Source organism: Acinetobacter sp. TSRC1-2, assembly GCF_049895885.1.
Lineage (GTDB): Bacteria > Pseudomonadota > Gammaproteobacteria > Pseudomonadales > Moraxellaceae > Acinetobacter.
On record NZ_JAFCTF010000011.1, the window covers coordinates 14,176 to 37,456 of the forward strand.

At 39.0% G+C, this 23,281-nt stretch carries 20 protein-coding genes and 3 tRNA genes; 7 read left to right on the forward strand and 16 right to left on the reverse strand.

The annotated features are described in order from the left end of the window. Nucleotides 1-16: 16 nt before the first annotated feature. The 5 genes from ACP69Y_RS11820 to ACP69Y_RS11840 all read right to left on the reverse strand — a co-directional run bounded on the left by ACP69Y_RS11820 (nt 17) and on the right by ACP69Y_RS11840 (nt 6,182). Nucleotides 17-844, reverse strand: coding sequence for an alpha/beta fold hydrolase (locus tag ACP69Y_RS11820; RefSeq protein WP_425918574.1), 828 nt, complete (start codon nt 842-844; stop codon nt 17-19). A gap of 141 nt (nt 845-985) precedes the next feature. Further along, on the reverse strand, nt 986-1,252 hold the full coding sequence (locus ACP69Y_RS11825; RefSeq protein ID WP_425918575.1) for a PAAR domain-containing protein: 267 nt from the start codon (nt 1,250-1,252) through the stop codon (nt 986-988). Nucleotides 1,253-1,715: 463 nt separating this feature from the next. After that, complete coding sequence (gene rapA / locus ACP69Y_RS11830) at nt 1,716-4,553, reverse strand: RNA polymerase-associated protein RapA (RefSeq protein WP_425918576.1); 2,838 nt, start codon at nt 4,551-4,553, stop codon at nt 1,716-1,718. A 144-nt stretch (nt 4,554-4,697) separates the two neighbouring features. After that, entirely contained in the window at nt 4,698-5,342 is a 645-nt protein-coding gene (locus tag ACP69Y_RS11835) for an RluA family pseudouridine synthase (RefSeq protein WP_425918577.1), read from the reverse strand. 129 nt (nt 5,343-5,471) lie between these two features. After that, complete coding sequence (locus ACP69Y_RS11840; RefSeq protein WP_425918578.1) at nt 5,472-6,182, reverse strand: phosphopantetheine-binding protein; 711 nt, start codon at nt 6,180-6,182, stop codon at nt 5,472-5,474. 283 nt (nt 6,183-6,465) lie between these two features. Here ACP69Y_RS11840 and ACP69Y_RS11845 point away from each other — a divergent pair, with 283 nt between their 5' ends. Then, the gene (locus tag ACP69Y_RS11845) at nt 6,466-7,242 is read left to right on the forward strand and encodes a deaminase (protein ID WP_425918579.1); all 777 of its coding nucleotides are present in this window, start codon (nt 6,466-6,468) and stop codon (nt 7,240-7,242) included. 279 nt (nt 7,243-7,521) lie between these two features. On the opposite strand, the gene ACP69Y_RS11850 is transcribed toward ACP69Y_RS11845, so the two are convergent. From ACP69Y_RS11850 to ACP69Y_RS11865, 4 genes are all read right to left on the reverse strand, one after another. Further along, nucleotides 7,522-7,944: a GlcG/HbpS family heme-binding protein gene (locus ACP69Y_RS11850; RefSeq protein ID WP_425918580.1), complete on the reverse strand. Its 423-nt coding sequence runs from the start codon at nt 7,942-7,944 to the stop codon at nt 7,522-7,524. Nucleotides 7,945-8,021: 77 nt separating this feature from the next. After that, entirely contained in the window at nt 8,022-9,323 is a 1,302-nt protein-coding gene (gene hemL / locus ACP69Y_RS11855) for a glutamate-1-semialdehyde 2,1-aminomutase (protein ID WP_425918581.1), read from the reverse strand. 39 nt (nt 9,324-9,362) lie between these two features. Continuing rightward, entirely contained in the window at nt 9,363-9,983 is a 621-nt protein-coding gene (gene thiE, locus ACP69Y_RS11860; RefSeq protein ID WP_425918582.1) for a thiamine phosphate synthase, read from the reverse strand. A 585-nt stretch (nt 9,984-10,568) separates the two neighbouring features. Next, entirely contained in the window at nt 10,569-10,952 is a 384-nt protein-coding gene (locus ACP69Y_RS11865) for an Mpo1-like protein (RefSeq protein WP_425918583.1), read from the reverse strand. 272 nt (nt 10,953-11,224) lie between these two features. Between ACP69Y_RS11865 and ACP69Y_RS11870 the strand changes: the two genes are divergently transcribed. Both ACP69Y_RS11870 and ACP69Y_RS11875 read left to right on the forward strand, forming a co-directional pair. After that, on the forward strand, nt 11,225-12,685 hold the full coding sequence (locus ACP69Y_RS11870) for an inorganic triphosphatase (protein ID WP_425918584.1): 1,461 nt from the start codon (nt 11,225-11,227) through the stop codon (nt 12,683-12,685). 172 nt (nt 12,686-12,857) lie between these two features. Continuing rightward, on the forward strand, nt 12,858-14,318 hold the full coding sequence (locus tag ACP69Y_RS11875; protein WP_425918585.1) for a CHAD domain-containing protein: 1,461 nt from the start codon (nt 12,858-12,860) through the stop codon (nt 14,316-14,318). Nucleotides 14,319-14,350: 32 nt separating this feature from the next. On the opposite strand, the gene ACP69Y_RS11880 is transcribed toward ACP69Y_RS11875, so the two are convergent. After that, a complete protein-coding gene (locus ACP69Y_RS11880) occupies nt 14,351-14,983 on the reverse strand; it encodes a hypothetical protein (protein WP_425918586.1) in 633 nt (210 codons plus the stop codon). A gap of 109 nt (nt 14,984-15,092) precedes the next feature. On the opposite strand from ACP69Y_RS11880, the gene ACP69Y_RS11885 reads away from it, so the two are divergent. After that, on the forward strand, nt 15,093-15,488 hold the full coding sequence (locus tag ACP69Y_RS11885) for a DUF3144 domain-containing protein (protein ID WP_131383413.1): 396 nt from the start codon (nt 15,093-15,095) through the stop codon (nt 15,486-15,488). 122 nt (nt 15,489-15,610) lie between these two features. After that, the gene (locus tag ACP69Y_RS11890) at nt 15,611-16,675 is read left to right on the forward strand and encodes an amidohydrolase family protein (protein WP_425918587.1); all 1,065 of its coding nucleotides are present in this window, start codon (nt 15,611-15,613) and stop codon (nt 16,673-16,675) included. Between the two features lie 343 nt (nt 16,676-17,018). Here ACP69Y_RS11890 and ACP69Y_RS11895 read toward each other — a convergent pair whose 3' ends face one another. Together ACP69Y_RS11895 and ACP69Y_RS11900 are read right to left on the reverse strand one after the other, a co-directional pair. Further along, entirely contained in the window at nt 17,019-19,790 is a 2,772-nt protein-coding gene (locus ACP69Y_RS11895; protein ID WP_425918588.1) for a M16 family metallopeptidase, read from the reverse strand. A gap of 138 nt (nt 19,791-19,928) precedes the next feature. Further along, nucleotides 19,929-20,750 carry a PhzF family phenazine biosynthesis protein gene (locus tag ACP69Y_RS11900; RefSeq protein WP_425918589.1) on the reverse strand — a complete coding sequence of 274 codons (822 nt, stop codon included), beginning with the start codon at nt 20,748-20,750 and terminating at the stop codon, nt 19,929-19,931. Between the two features lie 220 nt (nt 20,751-20,970). Between ACP69Y_RS11900 and gloB the strand changes: the two genes are divergently transcribed. Continuing rightward, on the forward strand, nt 20,971-21,702 hold the full coding sequence (gloB, locus tag ACP69Y_RS11905) for a hydroxyacylglutathione hydrolase (protein WP_425918590.1): 732 nt from the start codon (nt 20,971-20,973) through the stop codon (nt 21,700-21,702). 25 nt (nt 21,703-21,727) lie between these two features. On the opposite strand, the gene ACP69Y_RS11910 is transcribed toward gloB, so the two are convergent. Continuing rightward, on the reverse strand, nt 21,728-21,997 hold the full coding sequence (locus ACP69Y_RS11910; protein ID WP_425918681.1) for a hypothetical protein: 270 nt from the start codon (nt 21,995-21,997) through the stop codon (nt 21,728-21,730). Between the two features lie 486 nt (nt 21,998-22,483). Here ACP69Y_RS11910 and ACP69Y_RS11915 point away from each other — a divergent pair, with 486 nt between their 5' ends. Continuing rightward, complete coding sequence (locus ACP69Y_RS11915; protein WP_004648669.1) at nt 22,484-22,687, forward strand: hypothetical protein; 204 nt, start codon at nt 22,484-22,486, stop codon at nt 22,685-22,687. A gap of 173 nt (nt 22,688-22,860) precedes the next feature. Here ACP69Y_RS11915 and ACP69Y_RS11920 read toward each other — a convergent pair. The 3 genes from ACP69Y_RS11920 to ACP69Y_RS11930 form a co-directional block, all read right to left on the reverse strand. Then, nucleotides 22,861-22,945: transfer RNA gene (locus ACP69Y_RS11920), tRNA-Leu, on the reverse strand. 37 nt (nt 22,946-22,982) lie between these two features. After that, nucleotides 22,983-23,056 (reverse strand) — tRNA-Trp (locus ACP69Y_RS11925). A 33-nt stretch (nt 23,057-23,089) separates the two neighbouring features. Further along, nucleotides 23,090-23,174, reverse strand: a tRNA-Leu gene (locus tag ACP69Y_RS11930). Nucleotides 23,175-23,281 lie beyond the last annotated feature (107 nt).

The window sequence follows — 23,281 nt, forward strand, 5'->3', positions numbered from 1 at the left end:
AATCCTTAAATATTGTTTAAATACCTTTCTGCTGAGCAATAATATATTTAACCAGTTCAGCTGTTTTTTCGGGCTGTTCCAATGGGAACATATGTCCGCCTTGCATTAAACTATAATTAATCCGATAAATCTTTTGCATCGCTTGCGGAAAACCTTGCTTGTAAAAGGGGCTATTCTGCGCACTCATTAAATGTACAGGCACAGCTGGGGCTTTTCTTGGGGTACGCCACCACCATGCAGGCACCGTTCTAAAAATTTCCGCTTCAACTATTTTAGGTACAGCCAACGTCACTCCCCCACGTTTAACATCCTGTTGCAAACCACAGGCTAAAAAATCCTGAAAACACCTTTCATCAAAATGTTTAAATAATGAGTTATGCCGCATTGAAGCATAGGCTTGCTCACGATTTTCCCAGTGATCTGTACGTTTCAAGGTGATACCTGCCGGTGTAAACCGGTCGATTGACTTAAGTTTTAATTTTTTTGCAATCTCAAACATGGGTGACTTTGAACCAATCACAAAAGGTGGATCCATAATCACCAACTGTGAAAATAAATCAGGGCGCTTATAGGCACTCATAAGGGTGAGTAATGAACCAAAAGAATGCCCAAGACCTATAACCTTTTTTCCATGAAATTTCTGTTCAATATCATTAATAATTTGGTCAACCAAATAACGCCAATCATGGGTAATCGGATATTGAGGATCCATTCCGATCATTGCAATGGACTTCAAATCAAACTCATCTTCAAAGCAAGCGAAAAACTTTTGATAACTTGGCGCAGGAATTCCATTGGCATGCGTAAAATGAATCGCTGTCTTTTTGAATGCTGAATTCCTCATATAGCTATGCTCTTCCTTAATTAAACGTATGAACGTCGTCTAGCTTAAGGAAAAGTCTGCTTGATTCAAATCACTAAATCGTAGATAAGCTGACTTCAAAGTCAGTCTTTCTATCAAAAATATTTTCTAAAGCGATTAGGATTATTTCTGTGAAACAACTAGACTTTGATTGCCTAAAAAAGTTGCACCACAAGTCGTTTTATCTCCAGCAACAACAACTCCCCGTCCTTTTACAACTGTAGATTGATCGGCTGCAATTGCCGACACTACAGCTTGGCATTGAGGACAATAATGTTTCATACCATGCAAATGTAGCGCAATTCCATTGATAACAAATGTATCTTCACATTCTGAGGCAATACCGCCATGTGTGGTCGAAGACCCCAGGGTCACTAAAGATTTAGCCATAATTTTTCTAATTTTATTTGTAAAATTTATGCGCCATTTTAGCATGAGATGAGGGTCTGACGACAATTCGTCTTGGTTTGCGACTATGAGTATTTTTTAGGTGATACCAGGCTTGAAATACGAAATTTAGTCATTCTAAATGAGGAGTTAATAACGACGTAGCGTCAAAAAATACTTTAGTCACTAGCTGCGGCTTGCGCCGCAAACTAAGCAATGCTTTGTTCCTACTCAGGTTGCGGCTAAAACTATCTCAAACTTCTTCATGAAATTTAAAAATGGAATTACCATTCCTTGAATTTCATTCCTTGTCTGCTCAGTTTCAGCCTACAACGCAAGCCATTTATGAAATATCAACAGACTCTACTTCCAAGCTCTAATCTTCTATTGTTCACACAAATAAGACCGAGAGAATTTTGAGCCATAAAAAAGCACCCGAAGGTGCTTTTTAAAACAGGTTTCGAAATTACGGTTTAACCACAACCAATACTTGAATTGCTTCTGGTGTTACCGATAAACCATCAAGCAAGCTAATGCCTTCTGATTGAAATTTTTGTAGACGTGCAATTTCATCTTCACGGATACTTGGATTAAATTGCTTCAAATAAGTTAAACGGTCAATTTCATATTGCCATTTATTGCCATACACTTCTCTGGCTTGTTGTTTGAAGTTCGGCAATGCTGTTTTAGCAATATCAAGCGCCTGTGCATAACGTTGCTCAATCACATCACGGCGAGCTTTCACCACCTGACGGCAGCTATTGCTGTCTAAATGGTGTAAATACGGTTTCAAGATACTTGGATCAATCTTGGCAGATAAGTCCTGCCCCGTTTCACTGAGTAATACACGAATTAACTGTTGGGGCAAGCTTGAAGGCAGGTTCAATGCTTTCGGTGCAATCACATCCACTTTAAACCACACTTCTAACAGCAGAGAACCCTGTTTAAGTGCATTCGATTTTAAAAGTGCAACATTGGTACTACCAAAAGATTGGGTATTAATCATTTCCATCACACTTTCAGTGAATGGATGTTCAAGCGTTAAATACTGCGCATCTTCACGAACTTGTGCCTGATCACGATAGAAAGTTGCAGTCATGCCTTCTTCATCAAGAGATAAACCTTGAACCTGCATTTGATCTGTCGGCTTGATGATCACGGTACCGTTACTTTGCTCATCAAAATCGATGTTTGTCGATGCCATGAAGCGCTTCATAAACATTGGCAACGTAGTGTTGTCATCATAGTCTTCAAGTGCTTGAACAATTTCTTGCGCTACAATTGGACGACATGAATTGTATTCAAGCAAACGGTCACGACCTTCCTGCAATTCAGCTTCCAAGGCTTCACGTTGAACACTCACCTCTTCAAGCAAATCTTCAAACTGTTGCCCTAAATCCGACAATAAACAGTCTTTTAATTTAGCAATGAAGTTTTCTTGCAGGGTTTGTGCAGTGGGTGAAATATTGCTAAAGATATTTAAACCTTCGTTATACCAACGGAACATACGCTCTTGCGCTGTGCCAGCTAAATAAGGCACATGAATTTGAATGCGGTTTTCCTGACCAATACGGTCTAAACGACCAATACGTTGTTCTAAAATATCTGGGTTTGCTGGTAAATCAAACAGGATTAAGTCAGAGGCAAACTGGAAGTTACGTCCTTCTGAACCAATTTCAGAACACAGTAAAATTTGCGCACCGTAAGAATCTTCAGCGAAATAAGCCGCAGCCTGGTCACGCTCTAAAAGACTCATGCCTTCATGGAACATCGCAGTACGAATACCGGCATGTAGACGAAGTACATTTTCCAAAGCTTCGACCACTGGACCACTACGCGCGATGAGCAACACTTTTTTGTGTTTAAGCTCAGTACGCAGCATTTCCATCAGCCACATCACACGTGGATCATGCTCCATCCACGCGCCATCCAGCTGTGCTTCTTCAGGCCACATTTGTTCACGTAACTTGCCGTCTTTCGACCAGTTTGCAGGTGCAGGCAAAGCAGCAGGCTGACAGTCACGTCCCGGGAAACCTTGAATCGCTTCACGGGTATTACGGAATAAAATACGACCAGTACCATGACGGTCCAGCAATTCATGAATGGCACGGAAACGCTGTTCTGGCTCATCCTGAATGCTATGACCTAATAAACCTTCGATGGCGGTCAAATGCGCTGCTTCTAAAGGCAAATCTGACATCAACACTTCAGCAATTTTTGCGGTGTGATGATATTGCTCTTCTTCATCCAGGAAACGCTCTAGTGAGCTAAAACGCTGCGGATCAAGTAAACGTAAACGGGCAAAATGGCTTTCTACACCCAACTGTTCAGGTGTTGCTGTAAGCAATAAAACACCCGGGGTTTTTTCAGCAAGTTCTTCAACCAGATCATAACGGTCATTACCACCTTCTTCTTCACTCCACATCAAGTGATGCGCCTCATCGACGACAAGAAGATCGAAACCGGCTTCTAATGCCTGTTCACGCAAGTCATCGTGGTCGACCATCAAATCGACACTGGCAATAATACATTGCTCAGTCAAGAATGGATTTAAATCTGGATCATGTTCTTTAATCGAGGCTGTACGGGTTAAATCAAATAATGAGAACTGAAGATTGAAACGGCGGCGCATCTCAATCATCCACTGATATTGCAGTGAATCTGGAACCAAAATCAGGATACGTTCTGAACGACCAGTTTTAAGCTGCTGATGAATGATCAGGCCGGCTTCAATAGTTTTACCCAAGCCGACTTCATCGGCAAGTAAAACACGCGGTGCAAAACGCTGACCGACTTCATGGGCAATATAAAGCTGATGGGGAATCAGACCCACACGCGCTCCAATCATGCCACGTAATGGACTTGATTTCATATTGGCTTGCATCATCAAAGCTTCAATACGAAGGTCATACCATTCTTTATAGTCCACTTGACTGGCAAGCAAGCGGTCCAGCGGTTTAGACAGCTGAATTTGTGCACCAACACGGGTTTCGTTTAAAGCTTTACGTTCTTCAGTGCCATCTTCAAGGGTACGGATTACGTTATAACGCACCACGCCATGACGGTCTTCAAAAGACTCAACCAGCCACTTTGTACCTTCCTGATCCTGTAATTCATCTTTAATGTTAAAAACAATACGTGATAAAGGGGCATTGTTACGTGCGTAAACACGTGTTTCATCACTCTTCGGGAATAAGATGCTAACCGATCGTTCATCTACATCAATGAGAACCCCTAATCCAAGCTCTGTTTCTGTATCTGATAACCAACGCTGACCAATAGCAAACTGATGCAATTTTTCCACCTTTATCTAAAAATGAGGAGACTTATTTTCAAGATCAAAACCTGTTTAGTATTTGAGCAAAAAAATAGGTCTTTAAGCAATATATTTTGACATAAAGCCCACTAAAAAGTGCGCAAAATCGATGAGGATTAAAAAGTTTTTACCTTAAAAAGGAACAGGATAATAAAACTCCATCCGTTCCTCTGTTTGAGGATGGTAAAAACTCAAGTGTTCAGCATGCAAGCACAGTCGAGGAATCAACTGTTGCTGCTCTGGTGTGGCATATAACGTGTCACCCACAATCGGATAACCGAGATACTGCATATGTACACGAAGCTGATGTGAACGACCTGTAATGGGAGTAAGTTTGACACGCGTCACCACCTGCCCTTTAATTTCAAAATGTTCGATGGCTTGCCAATGTGTAAGTGCAGGCTTGTTATGATTTGGATCAGCAATATGTAAAGGCGGATGTTCAGGATCGTAAATGACCGGTACATCAACCGTACCTTCGCCTTCAAGATGTCCGGCAACCACGGCCTGATAGGTTTTTTCGGTTTGGCGTTCCTGAAACTGACGGGAAATGGTTTTTTGCCCCCATTTAGTCAGACCAAAAACCAGAATACCTGAAGTATCACGATCCAGACGATGAATCAGTAAAGTTTTCGGTTCTATTTTTAATAATCGGTTGATCACGCAATCTTGTAAATCTTCAGTTTTACCGGGAACGGTGAGTACACCTGCAGGTTTATGAATCACCATAAAATCTTCGTCACGATGTATCAGGTGTTCGGTTAGAAAATTACTCAATGTTCAATCCCAGGCTGATCGCGAAAACAAGCCGGCAATGATAGAAAGCTTGGCGCAGAATTACAATGCACAATACTGGAATTGGCGACGGATTTTCCGATTTTGCTCAAAAATTATTTCAATCTCGTGTTATGAACGCACTGATTGCAATATAAAACCCACCAAATCATGCAAAGAAGCATGCTCTACAACATCTTCATAACCTACATTTGCACCATGCGCGCGCCAAATACCGACCAAAGTGACAATAGCGATAGAATCCAGACCGTATTGTTTCAAATCGACATAAGGATCAATTTCAAGCGCATCTATGTTCAGCTGCTCTGCAACGGCAAGCATGATCCCCTTGGTTGAAAGCACATAATTTGACGGCGCACTTAAATCCCATAGCCGAGCCAAACTATAGCTATTCATGTGATGTAAACTTTGTGCAGAAATGTTATCAATCCATTGAATATGCTGCTCTTGATTCGGTAATAAAATAGCATCATCCACTACACAGATTTGCTCGGTGACACTTTGCAAATGCGGCAAAATCTGTTTCAGCATGGGTGTGATCTGCCCGGCAAAAATAAGTTGAGAATGAGTCGAGGCATATTCACCGAGTTGTTGCATCCCCTGCATCAAATCGTCACCATATAAATCAACAATTGGAATATCTAAGGCTTTGGCTTTATTGCTGATCTGAATGAGATTGGTCATCAGGTCGCTGTGTTGTATGCCTTGAAGCATCCGCAAATTTTGTAATCCAATAAGTACCAAGACAGATTGAGTTGAAGAAAGCTGCCATTTGGCTTGGGAGGGTACTAGTTGGATTTTTTTTGGCATGGGGTACAGCATGGGAGAGGATTTTTCTGAACTATGCAAATTTAAGACTATGCTAACTTAGATCGAGTTAAATGATAAGTTTTATCCGCTACACCTGCTCTCTCAAATTAATTAGGAATAATTTTTTATTACAACCATTATATTAAATAGACGCTATATTTCACCGAATATTTGAAGTGAAGAAGTACTCTCAAGAGCTAGTTTTTCCCGAAATTAAAGTAAAATGAAGTTATAAAACTTCAGAGTTAATTGCATTAAGGTTTTTATGTCGAAAAAATATTCAAGATCTGATTTTATGAAATTAGCAATAGAAGAACATCTTAAGTCCGAACAGTTTCCTCGGGTTGGGGTAGTAATAGTAAAAGAAAGTGATTTATTAGCTACAGGTTATCGAGGGGAAACTAGTAATGTTCATGCCGAGAGAGTTGCTTTAAGAAAATTACATCCAGATCAAGTACAAGGTTCAACTGTTTATACCACCTTAGAACCCTGTGTTGCATTACATGATGAACAAGAAATAGAATCATGTGCTGATTTATTAATAAATTCAGGTGTAAAAGAAGTTGTTATTGGCGTATTAGACCCAAATGCTACAATTTACTTACAAGGTTTTAGAAAGTTATTAGAAAATAATATTAGTGTTAGTTTCTTCAATAGAAGATTAAGACAAGCTGTAGAAGAAGAAACTTTTGAGTTTGGAAACATCAGTAAAATTGTTGGATGTGGTAAAAGAAGAATACCTGTTATACATAGCGGGATTGAGCTTCAAGTCCAATTTAGCGAGCAAGATAATAGAACAATAAATATTCGATGGAATACTTTACAGCCAAAGAGCGGATGTGTAGATCTGTTAAGTGATAATGGTGCTGTGAGAGTTGCTTCTGGTGCTAGAACATTTAGTGATATTACTGACCCGATGGTTTTTCGGTTCGAAAGTCATTATGCAAGAATGAGAAAAGGCATGATTGCTATTATTAAGCCTTCTACTTCTATATTTTATGTTCTTATACAACTAATCGATCTTTTTGAAAATGATATTCTTTTTAAATGGGAAGTTCGTAATGATAGATAAACTTAATATAGATTTTAATTAAACAAAGAGTACATATCTTTTAATTGTTGAATAGCCACCGATTTTATAGAGATCTTATGTTTCTTCTAAAATTAACGTAATACACGTTATAAGAAATACAATTTTTCGTATAAATCATATTTTTATAATACATGTAAAAGCCCAAATCCAACGATCTAGGCTTTTTTGATGATTTTTCATGTTCCACGCTTATTTTTTATCTAACAGCTTAGGCTATTATTAATCTCAGCTTAGGAATACCTATCGACTCCTAAGTTATCAGTCATTAATCACTTGCGCCAAAAATTTTTCAATCGCCTGCTGAGCAATCTCCGCATCTTCAAAAGACTTCACCCCCGACACACCCAATGCTCCAACCAGTTGCCCTTCATACATAATCGGCTCACCACCTTCCAACATGCCAGAAAAACTGTCCATAGTCAGAAAGCCCATTTGACCGGCTTTGATAATATCTTCAAATAACTTAGATGGAAGGCGACTCATTGCTGAGCATTTGGCTTTTTCGATTGCCAAATTTGCAGTCATTGGCGCTGCACCATCCATACGTTTCATCGCCAGCAGATTTCCAGTTTCATCTACGACAGCAATACTGACATTGAAACTGTTTTGAATAGCGTATTGATGAGCTTCATTTAATAAAAATTCAGCATCGCTTAAAGTCAAATAATGTTTAGTTTGCATTCGTCTTTTTCCATTTTCAAAATCCATATAAAAAAGCCCGAACGAATTCGGGCCTGATCTAATGTAAACTCTAAATATTAAGCTTTCATTTCTGCAAAGGTTTCTTTTGCAGCTTGAATCGTGTAAGCAATATCTTCATCACTATGCGCTGCTGAAATAAAGCCAGCTTCAAAAGCAGATGGTGCAAGGTTCACGCCACGACTTAACATACCATGAAAGAATTTACGGAACGCAGCAACATCACATTTCAACATTGAATCAAAGCTGGTAATGTCTTCTTGATCTGTGAAGTACAAACCAAACATACCGCCAACTTGTTGAGTCTTAAACAGAATACCTGCTTCATCTGCCGCAGCTTGTAAACCATTTAGAAGTTTTTCAAGTTGTGCAGTTAAATTCTCATAGAAGCCTTCAGCACGTAAATGTTTGAACATTTCAATACCAGCCCGCATCGCCAACGGATTACCAGACAATGTCCCCGCTTGGTAAACTTTACCCAATGGCGCGATGCATTCCATCACTTCGCGTTTACCACCAAAAGCACCAACCGGCAAACCTGCACCGATGATTTTACCTAACGTGGTTAAATCAGGTGTGACGCCATAGTGAGCCTGTGCGCCACCAAGAGCGACACGGAAGCCAGTCATCACTTCATCAATAATAAACACTGAACCATGTTCATCACACACATCACGAATGGCTTGCAGGAAACCATCAATCGGTTTCACCAGGTTCATGTTGCCTGCAACAGGCTCAACAATCACGCCTGCAATTTCAGAACCGAATTTTGCGAAGCATTCTTTTAAGGTCGCAATATCATTGTATGGAAGCGTGAGCGTATGCTTGGCAAAATCTGCAGGCACACCCGCAGAAGTTGCCTCACCTTCACCACTGGTCAACATACCTGAACCTGCTTTAACCAAAAGTGAGTCTGAATGACCGTGGTAGCAGCCTTCAAATTTTACAATCTTGTCACGACCGGTATAACCGCGTGCCAGACGAATCGCGGTCATGGTCGCTTCCGTACCTGAGTTGGTCATACGAACCAATTCAATTGACGGCATAATTTCACAAATAATATCTGCCAATGTGGTTTCATGTACGGTTGGTGCACCAAAGCTTAAACCATCAACCGCAGCATCTTGAACGGCCTTAATAATTGCCGGATGCGCATGTCCCAAGATCATCGGTCCCCATGAACCCACGTAATCGACATAGCGTTTACCATCAACATCGAACAAATACGCGCCTTTGGCTTTTTCAATAAATACAGGCGTACCGCCCACCCCATTAAACGCACGTACTGGTGAATTCACCCCACCTGGAATATGTTTGCTGGCTTGTTTGAACAATTGTTCTTGCTTTGGAGATAAGCTCATGAAGGCACTCGACTAAAAATTAAATCAATCAAAAATATTTTATGCTGTAGCTTGAAAAAGCGCAGACCATTCATCTAAACGTTCAGGAATGGCATGCATAGGCAGTCCCAAGATGTCGCTAATTACTGCGCAATAATCCGCCCCGGATTCAATGACTTCGCTGGAATTCTCAACCGTTAAACCGCCGATCGCACAGAGGGGTACGTTCAGTTTTTCTTTGGCAAGTTTTAAGGTTTCTAAACCAACGTTTCCTGCTTCAGGTTTAGTGTGAGTGGCATAGATCGCACCAAATGCCACATAATTTGCACCCTCTGCAATTGCCTGTTCAGCCAACTCAAGTGAGTTATTACAGCTGCGACCGATTAACACGCCTTGAGGCAAACGAGCAACTGCATCGACAATAGAACCATCATCCTGACCTAAATGCACACCCACACCGTATTTGACGGCCATTTCAAGATCATCATTAATCACGAAAGGCACACCGTATTCAGCACACATGGCTTTCATATACTCGATTTCATAAAGTTGATCTTCTTTAGCGATTTTTTTACGACGGTATTGCAAGACCGCAATGCCACCATTCGCCATTGCACCTTCTAACTTCGCCAATAAAATCTCTACAGGGTCATCATTGGTAATCAGATATAAACCGCGCATAACAAACTGCCAAAACTAAAACTGCCCTATTATAGGCATATCAAGAGCAAGATTCAGCGCATCCGGCTTATTTCGATGAAGATAAAATCAATAAATTCGCAAAAATCTAAAGATATATAACCAGCGCAATTTTTTTTCGAAATAAGTAAAAAAAATACCTATTTCAGTGATAAATCAGGTGTGCATTGAACGATTTAATCAATCTGCAGAATAACCATAAACAACAACTACAATATAAAAATAAAAACTTGGAGTGATCATCTGACTTTATCATTCTTGGTGAGAAAAACACGCTTAAGGACGCAAACAAAGGATTAGAGAGTCACTTTCTTTTTCCATTCACAATCAACTTCAATTTAAATAAATCAATAAAAAAAGCCTAGAGAAAGGTCGCTCTAGGCTTGGAAAACTTAAGATTACATATTTATTCAATCCGAGAAATTAATTGAATAACTACAGAACCATTAATAGAATATTCATTATATTTTTGCAAGCATTAGTCGGTCAAATTCTGTATTATTTTATCATAAGGTAAAATTTGGTTTTTTGATACAGCAACTTTTGTCCAAAAAAATGTTTCATTCATTAACTTGAAATTTTATCCAGTGAACGATCCCTTAGACTCAAATTTCCCCGTACCACATCAGATAACATGCGCCAGTCTGAAATAAAACTAGATAGGGGTTGTTTAAAACTGGCTGGTTTATTCTTTTCGAACATGAAATGTCCTACCCATGCACAGGCATAGCCGGACAATAAACCATAAGCCAAATACTTTGGTTTTCTTTGACGAATTGCCTGAGTAAAGAAATACACCCCGACGCTGCTTCCAAATACATGCAAACGGCGACTCGTGATATTGCGGTGCTCAGTCAAATAAAAACGATAAAATTCATGATAGTTCTGAATCGGAAGCTGAAATTCCGGTTCTAGATGATGTTCGAAGTTTAACTTTACAAGTCCATTCATTGTCATAATCCAGAGTATTTTTATTTAAGTTAGCGCAGATTTCATACAAATAAAAGCTTAGGTTGCTATTAGTTTTATGTTCATTTCAAAAGCAATTGCTTAAGAATTGCTTCGTCAAGTCTTACATGAAAAATCATTTTCGTTACAATCGGGGACTTAAAATTAAGAATACAAGTTTAGCGCTATAAAAGAATAGATTTCATAACGCATTTGTACCGTAAAGCTGACCTATTTCATTGCTGAAATAGCGTCAAAAATTAGGATGAAAGATCATGGTCGAAGTTGAATTAAAATTTCAAATTCCTGAAGCAAGACGTAATGCTTTACTAAAAGCATTAGATCCTAAAAAATCGAAAATTATTCAACTTAAAGCAAAATATTATGACACCGAAGAACGCTTACTTTCACAACATGGCGTAGCCTTAAGACAACGACTTGAAGGAACCCGCTGGATTCAAACCTTAAAAGCTGCTGGGAAAAGTCACTTACACCGCTTTGAGCATAATTATGATTTGGGTGAACTTGAACAGGCGCCACAGCTTGATTTAAGTATTTATGAACATGATGCTGAAGCGCAGCAAATCTTAAAAAATGCTCTGCAGGACTCACAAGAGCCACTTAAATTACAATTTGAGACGGATATTCAACGCACCTTTCGCGTGATTCAGTTCCAAGAGACCGACATTGAAGTGAGTCTAGATGTGGGTGAAGTCCGCACCGGAACTGCACAGCGTGAAATGCATGAAGTTGAATTTGAACTTAAATCAGGTTCTGTACAATCACTGTTGGCATTCAGCTTTGAATGGGTTAAAAAATACCAGCTCTGGCTCGATGTTCGTAGTAAAGCCGAAATCGGTAATCTTTTGGCGATGACTCAAAAAGTTAGTCCGGCAAAATTAGCCAAAGAATTTACTTTAAGCAAAAAAGATCCAGCCAATAAAAACTTACGCCTTCTTATTGCTCAACAATTACAACATTTACTGCCTAATATTGCCGCTATTTCAGCGGTGGTTTCTGAAAAAGAACATATTCAGCAAGCGCAAATTGCCTTAGATCATTTGAATTTAACGTTATCGTTATTTAAAGACTGGAATGAGTCAGTTTCAGATAAATGGGCTATGCAGATTGGAGCATTTAAACAGCAGTTTGATCATTTACAGCATTTAGAACATATGCAGACGACTTTGGGCGCTTTTTTACAGAATCCCAATACTGCATCAAATTTAACTAAAGATATTCTGTATGCCAAAGAAAAGTTGGCTAATTTAGTTCGCTCAACACAAAACGTGCATCACTATCTAGAATTATTGATGTTTAGTTTAGACACTGAGGAAAAGGCTCAATCTCACGACTTGAAATGGTTTGCGCAAAATACACTGCAAAATCAATATAAGCAATTGCAGGACAGTTTAACCAGTGCAGAGATTACTGATTTTGAGAGTCTGGATAAATTAGCCACCAAAATTCATGAATTGAAATTTAGCTTCCCTATTTTGACCTCTATTTATGATGTCAAAAATTTGCAAAAATACAGTAAAGCGTTAAATGATGCGCAACTTGCTGCAAGTGAATATCAGATTTTGGCATCTTCTGCGGATTATATTCAGCAAACTGAGCTTGAAGCCAGTGACTGGTTCGTGTTGGGCTGGTTGACTGCCAAACAAGAAGTTTATGCACAGAATCTACTTGAAGCGACAGAACAATTTTTAGTGAGTCGTAAATTCATTAAATAACAGACCAAATTAAAAAATTAAAGCGTACGACAGGATATTTCAACAATCGTTATGAAATATCTTGCAATATGCTTTATGAATTTTTAAGCAAAACTCTCCTACTCTTTTATTGAGTCTGGCTTACAATCAAATGTCATAACAACTTTGATTGTAAAGCGTCAGGAGTTTTAACATGCTCGAAGTAGAATTAAAATTTCAGATCCCGCTATCGTATCAAAAACAAATTTATCGATTATTTTTGTCCAAAAACGCCCATCCGATTTCTTTATATGCACAATACTACGACACGCCAGACCGGCACCTAGCCGAGCAAAAAATCTCATTGCGTCAGCGTCTTGAAGAAACGCACTGGATACAAACTTTAAAAGCTCCGAGTGAGCATCATTTAGAACGTTTTGAGTTAGAAACTGATTTAGGGGAGTTAGATCATCCCGCTTTAGATCTTGAGATTTATCAATCCAACCCTCAAGCAAAAAAATTACTGCAACACGTATTAGGCAAACAGGTCAAAAACTTAAGCCAGCAATTTGAAACAGAGGTAAAACGTCTGGTCTATGTGGTGCATTATAATCATGCCGAAATTGAAGTCAGTTTAGATCGCGGTGAGATCCGTCATGACAATCAAACACAAGTAATTTACGAGATTGAATTTGAGCTTAAACAAGGCCCTATACAAGACTTAATTAAATTTATTCAACCTTGGGTTAAACAATATCATTTATGGCTGGATGTAAGAAGCAAAGCGCAACGTGGAGATTTACTCGCACAAAATTTAGAGATTTTTCCTGCTCAATTTGCGATTCCCTTACAACTGAATCAACAAGGCTCAACAGATAGTGCATTAAAACAGATCGTCAATAATGCCTTGCAACATCTATTGCCGAATGCAACAGCTATTGCGGCTGAACAGTACAATAGCGAGCATGTACATCAAACACGTGTCGCAATTCGCCGTTTAAGAAGTGCCTTACGCATTTTTGCTGACTGGTCAACGGATGTCGATCCTGAATGGCAAGAACAGCTGACAACCTTGTTTCGCCAACTTGGTTCAACCCGAGACCGTGATGCTTTAAGCGAAGGGCTTTTACCTCAGCTTGAAGCAGCTGGAGCACCTTTCGTGCAACTTCCCAATGTCGCGAAAGAAAACACTGTTCCGATTGATGAGTCTTTACGTTCTTTAGACTTCGTCAACTTGATCTTAGCTTTACTGCAATTCGTGCATCAACCTTGCGCAAAGAAGCAAAAAACCAAATTAAAAAAAGATATAGCAAAAAAACTTCAGAAATTGCATCAACAAATCTGCAAGGATGCCGATCAGTTTTTAGAACTGGATATTGAATCACAACATCGTACCCGCAAACGGGTCAAACGCTTACGTTATTGCATCGAGTTTGTTGCTTCGCTTTATCCAAACAAAGATGTAAAACGTTATCTGAAAGATTTAAAACCGGCACAAGAAAGCTTGGGACAATATAATGATTTAATTGTGGCTGAAGACATGTTTCAAAATATAGTCAAACAAAAGCAAAAAGTGTGGTTTGCCTTAGGCTGGATTGCGAGTGAAAAAAAATACACCCTGCAACAAGCTCAACAGCATTTAGATACTTATTCGAAAACCCACACTTTTTGGTAAGAGAAAATAACTCTGGTGAATATCACCCACGCTTAGCGATATTTGCCAAAAATTTTCCAGGTATTGTTATCCGCCAATGGATCACTGTAACTGTCATTGCGCTGTTTACGCGGCTTGTCTCGTGCGTCCACCAGTTCAAAATGCGGTTCTGTACTTAACACAATGCCATTCACATAAAATCGGGTGCGTGTGTATTCACTTTGCCCATGCTGAAACACATAGGTACGCAAATCAATAAATTCACGGTGTGCAACCAAGGCAGCGGTGTCATCACTGTCTAACCAAAGTCTCATGGCCTGAATTTGCTCTGGCTCATATTGCCCACATTTGTCGATCAGACTTGCGATGCCACGAAAAGTTTTCGACTCTTTGGCACGGGTTTTATTAATCCGGATTCGATCCACATGAAAATAAAACAACGGTAAATTTAAATGACTGGGTAAATGAACCGCATCCAGTGTTTCATCTTCCATAAAGGGTTGAAACAGATCTTGCGCCCTTTCAATCAAGCCCGTCCATTGACGGTAATATTGTTCAACTTCTGACTGGGAGCCATAATAAATGGGCAGGCCTTCAACATTGGCTAAATTTACAGGTGGCCAAATATTCTGACGCAATAAGGCGATGTCACTTTTTAGACTTTGTACCGCAATGGCATCTTGCATTGGATTATCCTTTTTTATACTTAGGCTATTTTTAGGTTAATCCAAAGGTTTAGTTTCTGCAAGGCTTTGCCTATAATATGCCATTAGATCGTTTTTGCAGGAAAAGTTCATGGTTCAAAAGATTGAAGCAACAGATGTAACCGAAGAAGAAGCGTTAAATGCTGTTTTTTTTGAACGTGCTGATGAATTTATCAAACAAGCAAATGAATTTTGTCGTGTTGAAAAAGGTTCACAAGTGAAACCCGCTGAAATGCGCGGCCAAGTCAGTGCTGCAATGTTGTTTGGTACTGCCCGCTTTAATACCTGGGTGGCAGCCAACAACTTTAAAGATGGCAATGAAATGCGTGATGCCAAAGACCAAGTCATGTCTTATATTATGCAGCAGTTCCAGATGATGCTTGAAGACAACTATGACGAATATTGCGAACAGTTTGAAAACTATCTGCGCTTCCGTCATAACGAAGAATTTCATGCCAATAAGCATGATCATGATCATAAACACTGATCATGTGATTAAAAGCCCGAAAGGGCTTTTTTTACGCCCCTACTTTTTGGATAAAAGGTGATTCAAAGCCATACCACTTTGCAGTATGGTTATAACAAAGATCTGCTGAATTGAGGATACAAATGCAACAACTGGACTTTGCAATTATTGACTCGCACATTCACCAATGGGATCCTTATAACACGCCCCATGCATCCGCTTTGGCAGTTAAATTATTAGGCAAGCATCCTTACTTGCTCGATAAATTCATTCGTCTGGTTAATTCAGATGAGCTCATTGAAACAGTGGGACTCACCAATCACATTACAGCGCCTTATTTACCTGAAAATTATATGCAAGATATTGGGCATTATCAGGTCGACCAAGTGGTGCATGTGGAAGCCAGTTGGCATAAAAATAAAGGCAAAGGCGTTATAGGGGAAACAAAGTTTATTGAATCTCTCCCCTTCAACCTAGGAACAGTGAAACTGGGCGGTATTGTTGCAACAGCAGATCCACGAGACAGTAATTTTAAGAAAATTTTACAGCTGCACCAAAAAGCCTCACCGCGTTTTAAAGGCATTCGTAAAATGGCCGCGATACATGAAGATAAAGATATTCATGCCTGGGCCGATGAGCCGCATTTATATTGCAATAAAAAGTTTCTTAAAGGTTTCGAAGCTTTAGCGCAATACAAGTTAACTTTTGATGCCTGGGTTTATTCGACTCAACTCAGTGACGTGATTGCCCTAGCCAAACAGTTCCCTGAAACCTCGATTGTGCTGGATCATTTTGGAACGCCTGCCGGCTTATTCGGTCAAGTCGGGACACTAACAGGACTGACAAAAATCGCCCGTGAAAATATTCTTATTCGCTGGCAAGAAGATATTGCCGAACTTGCCTTATATCCAAATGTTTATACCAAAATGTCAGGCTTGTTGATGCCTGTTTTAGGTCATCAATTCCACAAGCAAGACCGGCTAGCCAGTAAACAAGAAGTATATGATTTAGCCATGCCACTGATTAGCCATGTCCTCAACTGTTTTGGAACATATCGTGTGATGTTTGCTTCCAACTTCCCGATGGATCGTGTCAGCTCGTCATTGGTGAATATTATTGATGCCTTTAGTGATGCAGTTGTAGCCTATGACCCAAATGCATTAGAGCAAGTCTTTCATCATAATGCGAAGCAGTTTTATCGGCTTTAAAAGACCTCGCCTTTACTTAAGCTGAATTCAATATAAATTTTACCTGAAATTTGATACTTGGAAGTGTCCTTCACAACTGTTCGATTCAGGATTCCATTTGCAATATACTGTTTCTGCGATGATTTTAATAACTCGGTATTTCACGAATTTTGTGAAGGACAATGGTTTTGCCCACTTTTGCCGAAACAACAGTGGACCGAACCGAAGGTTAATGCTGATCTATGAGTAAAACTCTAAGATTCCGTAGTAAGGTGTTCTTAATGAACTAAAATTTATATAATAATTTATTGAACTCACCTTAAATAGATTGGCGGCACTCATCTATAAAGAAGTGAATTTAAAATTATGACTTATTTTGTGGTTTTCCATACTGGTCAGCCATGACTTCAACCAGCTGATCCAGCTTTATGTATTTTTTGATCACTGCATCCACATCAGCTTTGGTCAATTTGGCGAGTGCCTGATCACGTTTTTCACGGAACAATAGATCACGATTACGTTCTAATTGTGGCGTTAACATTTGATGAATATTGCGCTCATCTTCCAAAGACGTAACCCGTTTTTTCAAAATATTGGCTTTTGCTGCTTCCAGTTCCTGCTCGGTCACGCCTTTAGTCAACAGGTCATTTAAAACTTTACGTACACCTTGTGAAACTTGAGCCGATTTACCTGCCGTGTAATTGGCTTCAATGGTTAGCGCACCTGAATCAATCCAATCATCCAGTTCGACATTACTGCCAAAACCATAAACCAGGGCATTTTTTTCACGTAATTCTTGCGCTAAGCGTGAAGAGAGTTGTGAGTCACCTAAAATATAGCTGAATACGATTAACGCTGTAGCATCCGCATGATTTGCACCGGCAGGGAAAGTCAAAATAGATTGATAACTTCCGAATTCACGCTGTTCAGATAAAGTATGAACTTTTTGTGCGGGATAAGCTTGATAATCTGAGCTTAGACGTTGATATGGCAATTGCGCTTTCCAACCCGAAAACTCTTTTTGCACTAATGCAAGCATGGGTTGAGCTTGATAATCACCGGTAATGGCAATTTGTGCATGATTACTGATAAAGAAATCCTGATACAACTTCTTCACTTGCTCAACCGTAGCCGCTTTAATTTGTTGCTTGGCAAGATCCGGCTCAAAATGGTAACGCAAATCCCCTGGTTGATAGGTCTCTAATAAACGGGTCATGGTGAGCGCAGCAACTGTTTCAGGCTCAGTATAAGGACGATCCAAAGCAGACAAACTTTGCGATTTAATTAAATCAAATTGTGATTGTTCAAATTTCGGCTTTTTCAACACCTGCATCATAAATTTAAAATAATCATCAAATTTTTCTTTTTTTGCCACAATTTGAATGGTAATGCTATTGGCGGATGCTGTTGCAGTGGCACCACCTCCCGCTTCAATTGATTTGTCGGCAATATCTTGCAAGCTATATTGATCTGAACCACGTAATAATAAATACGCCATTAAATCGAGCACTTCGCCTTTATTAAATAACGATTTTTCCGTACCAAAATCGATAGAAATAGTGGCGTAGGTTTTGTCATCACGTGTCGATGTTGGATACAACGCGTATTTAATACCATTCTTCAAGGTTCCGCGTTGAATTTTCTTTTCGGTATCCACTAGATACTGTTTTGAGGTTTTCACATATTCGGCAACCTCTTGTTTATAGACACTGCTATCTTTTAAAGGTTCTTCTTTGACATCAGTTTGATCTAGGGTTTTAGGCTGTTCAGCTGCCTGTTTTTGCTCTAGTGCTTTTTTCTGATCTTCTGGTGTAGGTTTAATATCCCCTGAAATACGATGTTCGGGGACTAAAAACTGGGTTAAAGTTTGATTAACTTCAGAGAGCTTTAATTTTTTCACATTCTCCAGATCGGTAAAATATTGTGACCAATTCCCTTGATAAGACACATAATAGTCACTCAAACGTCCACCCAATGCTGCAGCATTACTCTGGATATTGTCTGCCTGATTCTGAATCAGATTTTTTACCCGATTCAGCTCGATTTCATTAAATGGCTTATTTTTTTCAACCCCTGCCACCAATTCAGATTGAACTTTTTTCGCATCATGATTTGGGGCATAAATAGCACCCATGAAAACCAGATTGAAGTCTTGATCTAACCATGTGGTAGATTGAACCCCGGTACTTACACCTGTTTCCACTACACTCTGGTAAAGATGTCCACTTGGCTGCATGGTATATAGATACGGTGTTAAGGCCAGTGTAGATTTGATCTTTTCATTTTTGCCATTTAGATAAATATTGAATTTAGCCAGATCACTGCCCTTTTGTACCAGAAAGTTTCTGTTCTTAATTTTGGCTGAATCAAGGACGGGAACTTGAGTTTGTGCAGGAACTTGGCGTGCCGCAATTGGACTGAAACTTTTATCAATCTGTTTCAATACTTCAGCTTTATCAAATTTACCTGAAATCACCATGACTGCGTTATTCGGTGCATACCAGCTACGGTAGAATTTATTCAGCTCATCCATTTTAATCGACTGTAATTCGTTTAGGTCGCCAATCGGTAAACGCCCTAGATATTGATTTCCATAAGCTGACTTCCACATTTGATCCATCATGACTGAAAAAGGTTGATCCATCCGAACTTCACGTTCCCGTTTCACAATCGAAATTTCAGAAGGTACAAACTTTTCTTGCAGCACCAGTTTATCCATTCGTTCCGCTTCAAGATGAATCACTTCATTAATTGCATTCTGTTCTGGACGAATAATATTGGTATATTTAGTCGAGTAATAATCGGTGCTGGCATTGGTCATTAAGGTGTATTGATCCAGACGGCGCTGAAACTCCTCGCCCTTAATATTCTGTGTCCCTTTAAATGCCAAATGTTCTAACAAATGCGCCAAACCACCCTTACCTTGCGGATCGTTTAATGAACCTGTCAGATAAACGGTATTCATAAATACTTTATTTTCTTTATCATTTTGCGCAAGTACTACACGCAAACCATTATCTAATTTATATTCTTCAATCTTCTGTTGAGATTTTACTAAAACAGGCTGTGACCAAGCGGTTGCACTAAAGCCAACCAATAATAAAGAGATGGTAAGTTGTTTAAACCGCATTAACATAATTATTCCAATTTTATTCAACAATATGAATTTTTATCACCCCCGCCATCTTAGAAAAGGCTTTTCATTTTTAGTAGTAGTTTTTTGAAAAAAGAGCCGTTTATTTCAACGGCTATGTAGCAAATTGATTTTCACATTTTATAGATACAGTTCTGCCTGCATATATAGCTTTGCATAACCTGAAATTTCAATACGTTCATTTTCAAGCATAATACAATACAACTCCCCGCCACGTTTTGATGCCTGATAAGCCAGGATTTCACTTTTACCCAGTTTTTCAGCCCAGAGCGGTGCAATAGCGGTATGGATTGAACCCGTTACCGGGTCTTCATCAATGCCATTGGCAGGTGCAAAATAACGCGAAACACAATCATATTGATCAGCTTGCGCAGTTAAGGCTAAATCCACACATGGCCCTTGCGCTGTAATTGCCGTACGAATTCGCCCCAATTGTTTCAGCAATTCCAGATTTGGAGTTTCATCAACAACATCTTGCGGGTTTTCATATTCCACAATATAGGCCTGGCTATTCAAATAAACATTTTTAAAGGGCTTGGTTAAAGTCTGATTTAAAATTTCAGGATAACGCTCAATTTTCTCTGCACGACGAACAGGAAAATTCATTTTGATTTTTCCATCAGGCTCATAGCTAACTACGAATATGCCCAGATTTTTCACATGAAATTGAATGACTTTTGCAGAGGTAAAATCTTTAAACAGCACAAAACTGCTGGCTAAAGTGGCATGTCCACAAAAGTCCACTTCTGTGGTCGGCGTAAACCAGCGGATTTCATAATTCTCTGCATCAATGATTTTCACAAAGGCCGTTTCAGACAAATTATTTTCCAATGCAAGATTTTGCATCAATGTTTCATCTAACCATTGTTCGGTCACAATTACTGCTGCTGGATTGCCCTTAAACAGCTCGTTTGTGAACGCATCCACCTGATACATCTTCATATTGATTTACCCAATTTTATTCATGACCATTTTACTGATTGAAAACCAGAATATAGAAAAAGAATTTAAAAATAACTTCTATCGATCACTTTTTACAATATCCAGATATTTATGACTTTATTAAAAAATTAAATATCCGTATAGATTTGCGATGTTCTACTGGCAAAAAATCGACTTTAACGATAGCTTATTCATATCTATCTCATTGATCGCCTATCTCATGACTTTTCAAATTCATATGATTGATGTCAAAAATCAATTACAAAACTATATTTGGTTGTTAGAACATACACCGAGCAAGGAGGTGGTTGCGATTGATCCAACCGAAGCACATTTGGTAGAAGCTTATTGTACAGAAAACAATTTAAAGTTAAGTCAAATCTGGCTGACCCATTGGCATAAAGATCATACTGGTGGCGTACCCGAACTTTTAATCAATCGCAATATTCCTGTCTATGGTCCACGTGAAGAATTAAGTAAAGTTCCTTTTATCAGCCATCCCCTGCAACACGAAGCTCATATTACTTTCCACGATTTAGATATAGAGGTCATTGCCGTACCGGGTCATACCTTAGGACATATTGTCTATTTTATTGATGCTTTAGATGTTCTTTTCTGCGGAGACACCCTTTTTGCGATGGGCTGTGGTCGAGTCTTTGAAGGCACATATGAGCAAATGTATCACTCACTTAATCGCTTAGCCGCTTTACCTGCCCGAACCAAAGTGTATTGCACACACGAATATACTCTTTCAAATGCAAAATTTGCATTACAGGCAGAACCAGACAATCTGGCGATTCAACAGCGTTTCGAAAAAGTTGAAGCTCAACGTATGCTCGGTCAATGTACGTTACCGAGTACCATTGAGTTAGAGTTAGATACCAATCCATTTTTAAGAGTTGAAAGCGTTGAAGAATTCCAACGCCTACGAGAGTTAAAAGATAATTTTTAACAGCCAGAGCTGGAAAAAACAGGATTTATAAAATCTGATGCATTTGCGCATAAGCATCAAGTTCAATTTGAGTCACCACACGGGTCATATTCATTTCATCAACCCGAACCAAGAGCAAGCCACCTAACGCAGGTTGATAACGTCGAGCACTGCCAAAAGGGGTATAAGACACTTTTGATTGTTCCGCAAAGATCAGCCAATCTTCATGTCCCAACATGACAGCAACAGGAGTTAAATCTTGTTGCTGCATATTTTGAATTTGATTCAATACATTTTGTTCAATGGTTTCTGTCATCATTTCAATCTAATCATGTTAATAAATATTATGCACAGCGCGGAATTCAAAAAAACCTGTACAGCGCAATTTACTTTATCGTTTTTTAACCTAGCAAGTACTGTCATTTTTGGCGACTATTCAGTTATTTATAAAATAACAAGTATTTCCCGCCCCCGTTCAGTATTTCTAAACAATCCAAAGCAACAGCTCAAACATAGAAACATTTAAACCACCTTGAAAATTGTGTATAAATATTTCGACCTCAAAAAACTCAAACAATCCAATTAAAATAAATAAAAATCATATGGATACATTAAAATTTATGTCAATATACGGTTAACTCTTCTCCGTAAGTTAGTTTTTATTTATGCATTTATTGCTTATAAAAAATACAAAATATTAATTTTATAAAAAACAACACAAAGTTCCCCTTTAAAAAAGAACCTGCATCCCTATTATTATTTTAATACTGTAATGTATCTAATATACACAAGGAGTTCTCTCGTGAAGAAAGTTGTTAAAGCAAAAAATTTAATTGCGTTTCGTATTTGGTTAGAAAAATTAGGCTATTCGGTGAAATCGTTAACCGACAATCGCGGCTTTACTTTTAGCTTTAAAAAAGAATATGGTTTGGTCACCTGTGATTTGGCGGGTAATTCACTGGCTATGCAACTCGGTGAAGAGTTTGAGGATCATCTAAAAGCTTAAAAATATATTTCACGTTTGAATCGAGACAACAGAATAACTTATTCAAAATATATTTTTCATAACATCTTTTTAAAATAATCTTTAAAGCCCTCTTTAGGGCTTTTTTTATATCATCTTTCACTTTTTTCTAGGCAATAAAAAAGCAAGGTATATACCTTGCTTCAATATCTAGATGGTGGGGACGGAGAGACTCGAACTCTCACACCTTGCGGCGCTGGAACCTAAATCCAGTGCGTCTACCAATTTCGCCACGTCCCCATCAGGGTACTAACATAATGTTAGATTTTTTAAAACTTGGCAGAGGATCAAGGACTCGAACCTTGACGAACGGTTTTGGAGACCGTCATGCTACCATTACACCAATCCTCTACAGCTTTATTACCAAACAAGTTTGATAATAATTGGTGGGGACGGAGAGACTCGAACTCTCACACCTTGCGGCGCTGGAACCTAAATCCAGTGCGTCTACCAATTTCGCCACGTCCCCAATGGCTGTGTATATTATAGAGATCGATTCCTGATGACAAGACCTTTTTATGAAAAATCCACTCGTTTGTTTAAATAAAAAACAAAAGTAGTTTTTTTGTATTTTTC

Coding starts and splice junctions, on each gene's coding strand:
- ACP69Y_RS11840 (WP_425918578.1), bottom strand. CDS start 6,182: ATGCTGTACCCCATGCCAAAAAAAATCCAACTAGTACCCTCCCAAGCC.
- ACP69Y_RS11825 (WP_425918575.1), bottom strand. CDS start 1,252: ATGGCTAAATCTTTAGTGACCCTGGGGTCTTCGACCACACATGGCGGT.
- ACP69Y_RS11890 (WP_425918587.1), top strand. CDS start 15,611: ATGCAACAACTGGACTTTGCAATTATTGACTCGCACATTCACCAATGG.
- ACP69Y_RS11820 (WP_425918574.1), bottom strand. CDS start 844: ATGAGGAATTCAGCATTCAAAAAGACAGCGATTCATTTTACGCATGCC.
- ACP69Y_RS11910 (WP_425918681.1), bottom strand. CDS start 21,997: ATGACAGAAACCATTGAACAAAATGTATTGAATCAAATTCAAAATATG.
- gloB (WP_425918590.1), top strand. CDS start 20,971: ATGACTTTTCAAATTCATATGATTGATGTCAAAAATCAATTACAAAAC.
- ACP69Y_RS11885 (WP_131383413.1), top strand. CDS start 15,093: ATGGTTCAAAAGATTGAAGCAACAGATGTAACCGAAGAAGAAGCGTTA.
- ACP69Y_RS11875 (WP_425918585.1), top strand. CDS start 12,858: ATGCTCGAAGTAGAATTAAAATTTCAGATCCCGCTATCGTATCAAAAA.
- ACP69Y_RS11870 (WP_425918584.1), top strand. CDS start 11,225: ATGGTCGAAGTTGAATTAAAATTTCAAATTCCTGAAGCAAGACGTAAT.
- ACP69Y_RS11880 (WP_425918586.1), bottom strand. CDS start 14,983: ATGCAAGATGCCATTGCGGTACAAAGTCTAAAAAGTGACATCGCCTTA.
- ACP69Y_RS11865 (WP_425918583.1), bottom strand. CDS start 10,952: ATGAATGGACTTGTAAAGTTAAACTTCGAACATCATCTAGAACCGGAA.
- hemL (WP_425918581.1), bottom strand. CDS start 9,323: ATGAGCTTATCTCCAAAGCAAGAACAATTGTTCAAACAAGCCAGCAAA.
- ACP69Y_RS11850 (WP_425918580.1), bottom strand. CDS start 7,944: ATGCAAACTAAACATTATTTGACTTTAAGCGATGCTGAATTTTTATTA.
- thiE (WP_425918582.1), bottom strand. CDS start 9,983: ATGCGCGGTTTATATCTGATTACCAATGATGACCCTGTAGAGATTTTA.
- ACP69Y_RS11895 (WP_425918588.1), bottom strand. CDS start 19,790: ATGTTAATGCGGTTTAAACAACTTACCATCTCTTTATTATTGGTTGGC.
- ACP69Y_RS11900 (WP_425918589.1), bottom strand. CDS start 20,750: ATGAAGATGTATCAGGTGGATGCGTTCACAAACGAGCTGTTTAAGGGC.
- ACP69Y_RS11845 (WP_425918579.1), top strand. CDS start 6,466: ATGAAATTAGCAATAGAAGAACATCTTAAGTCCGAACAGTTTCCTCGG.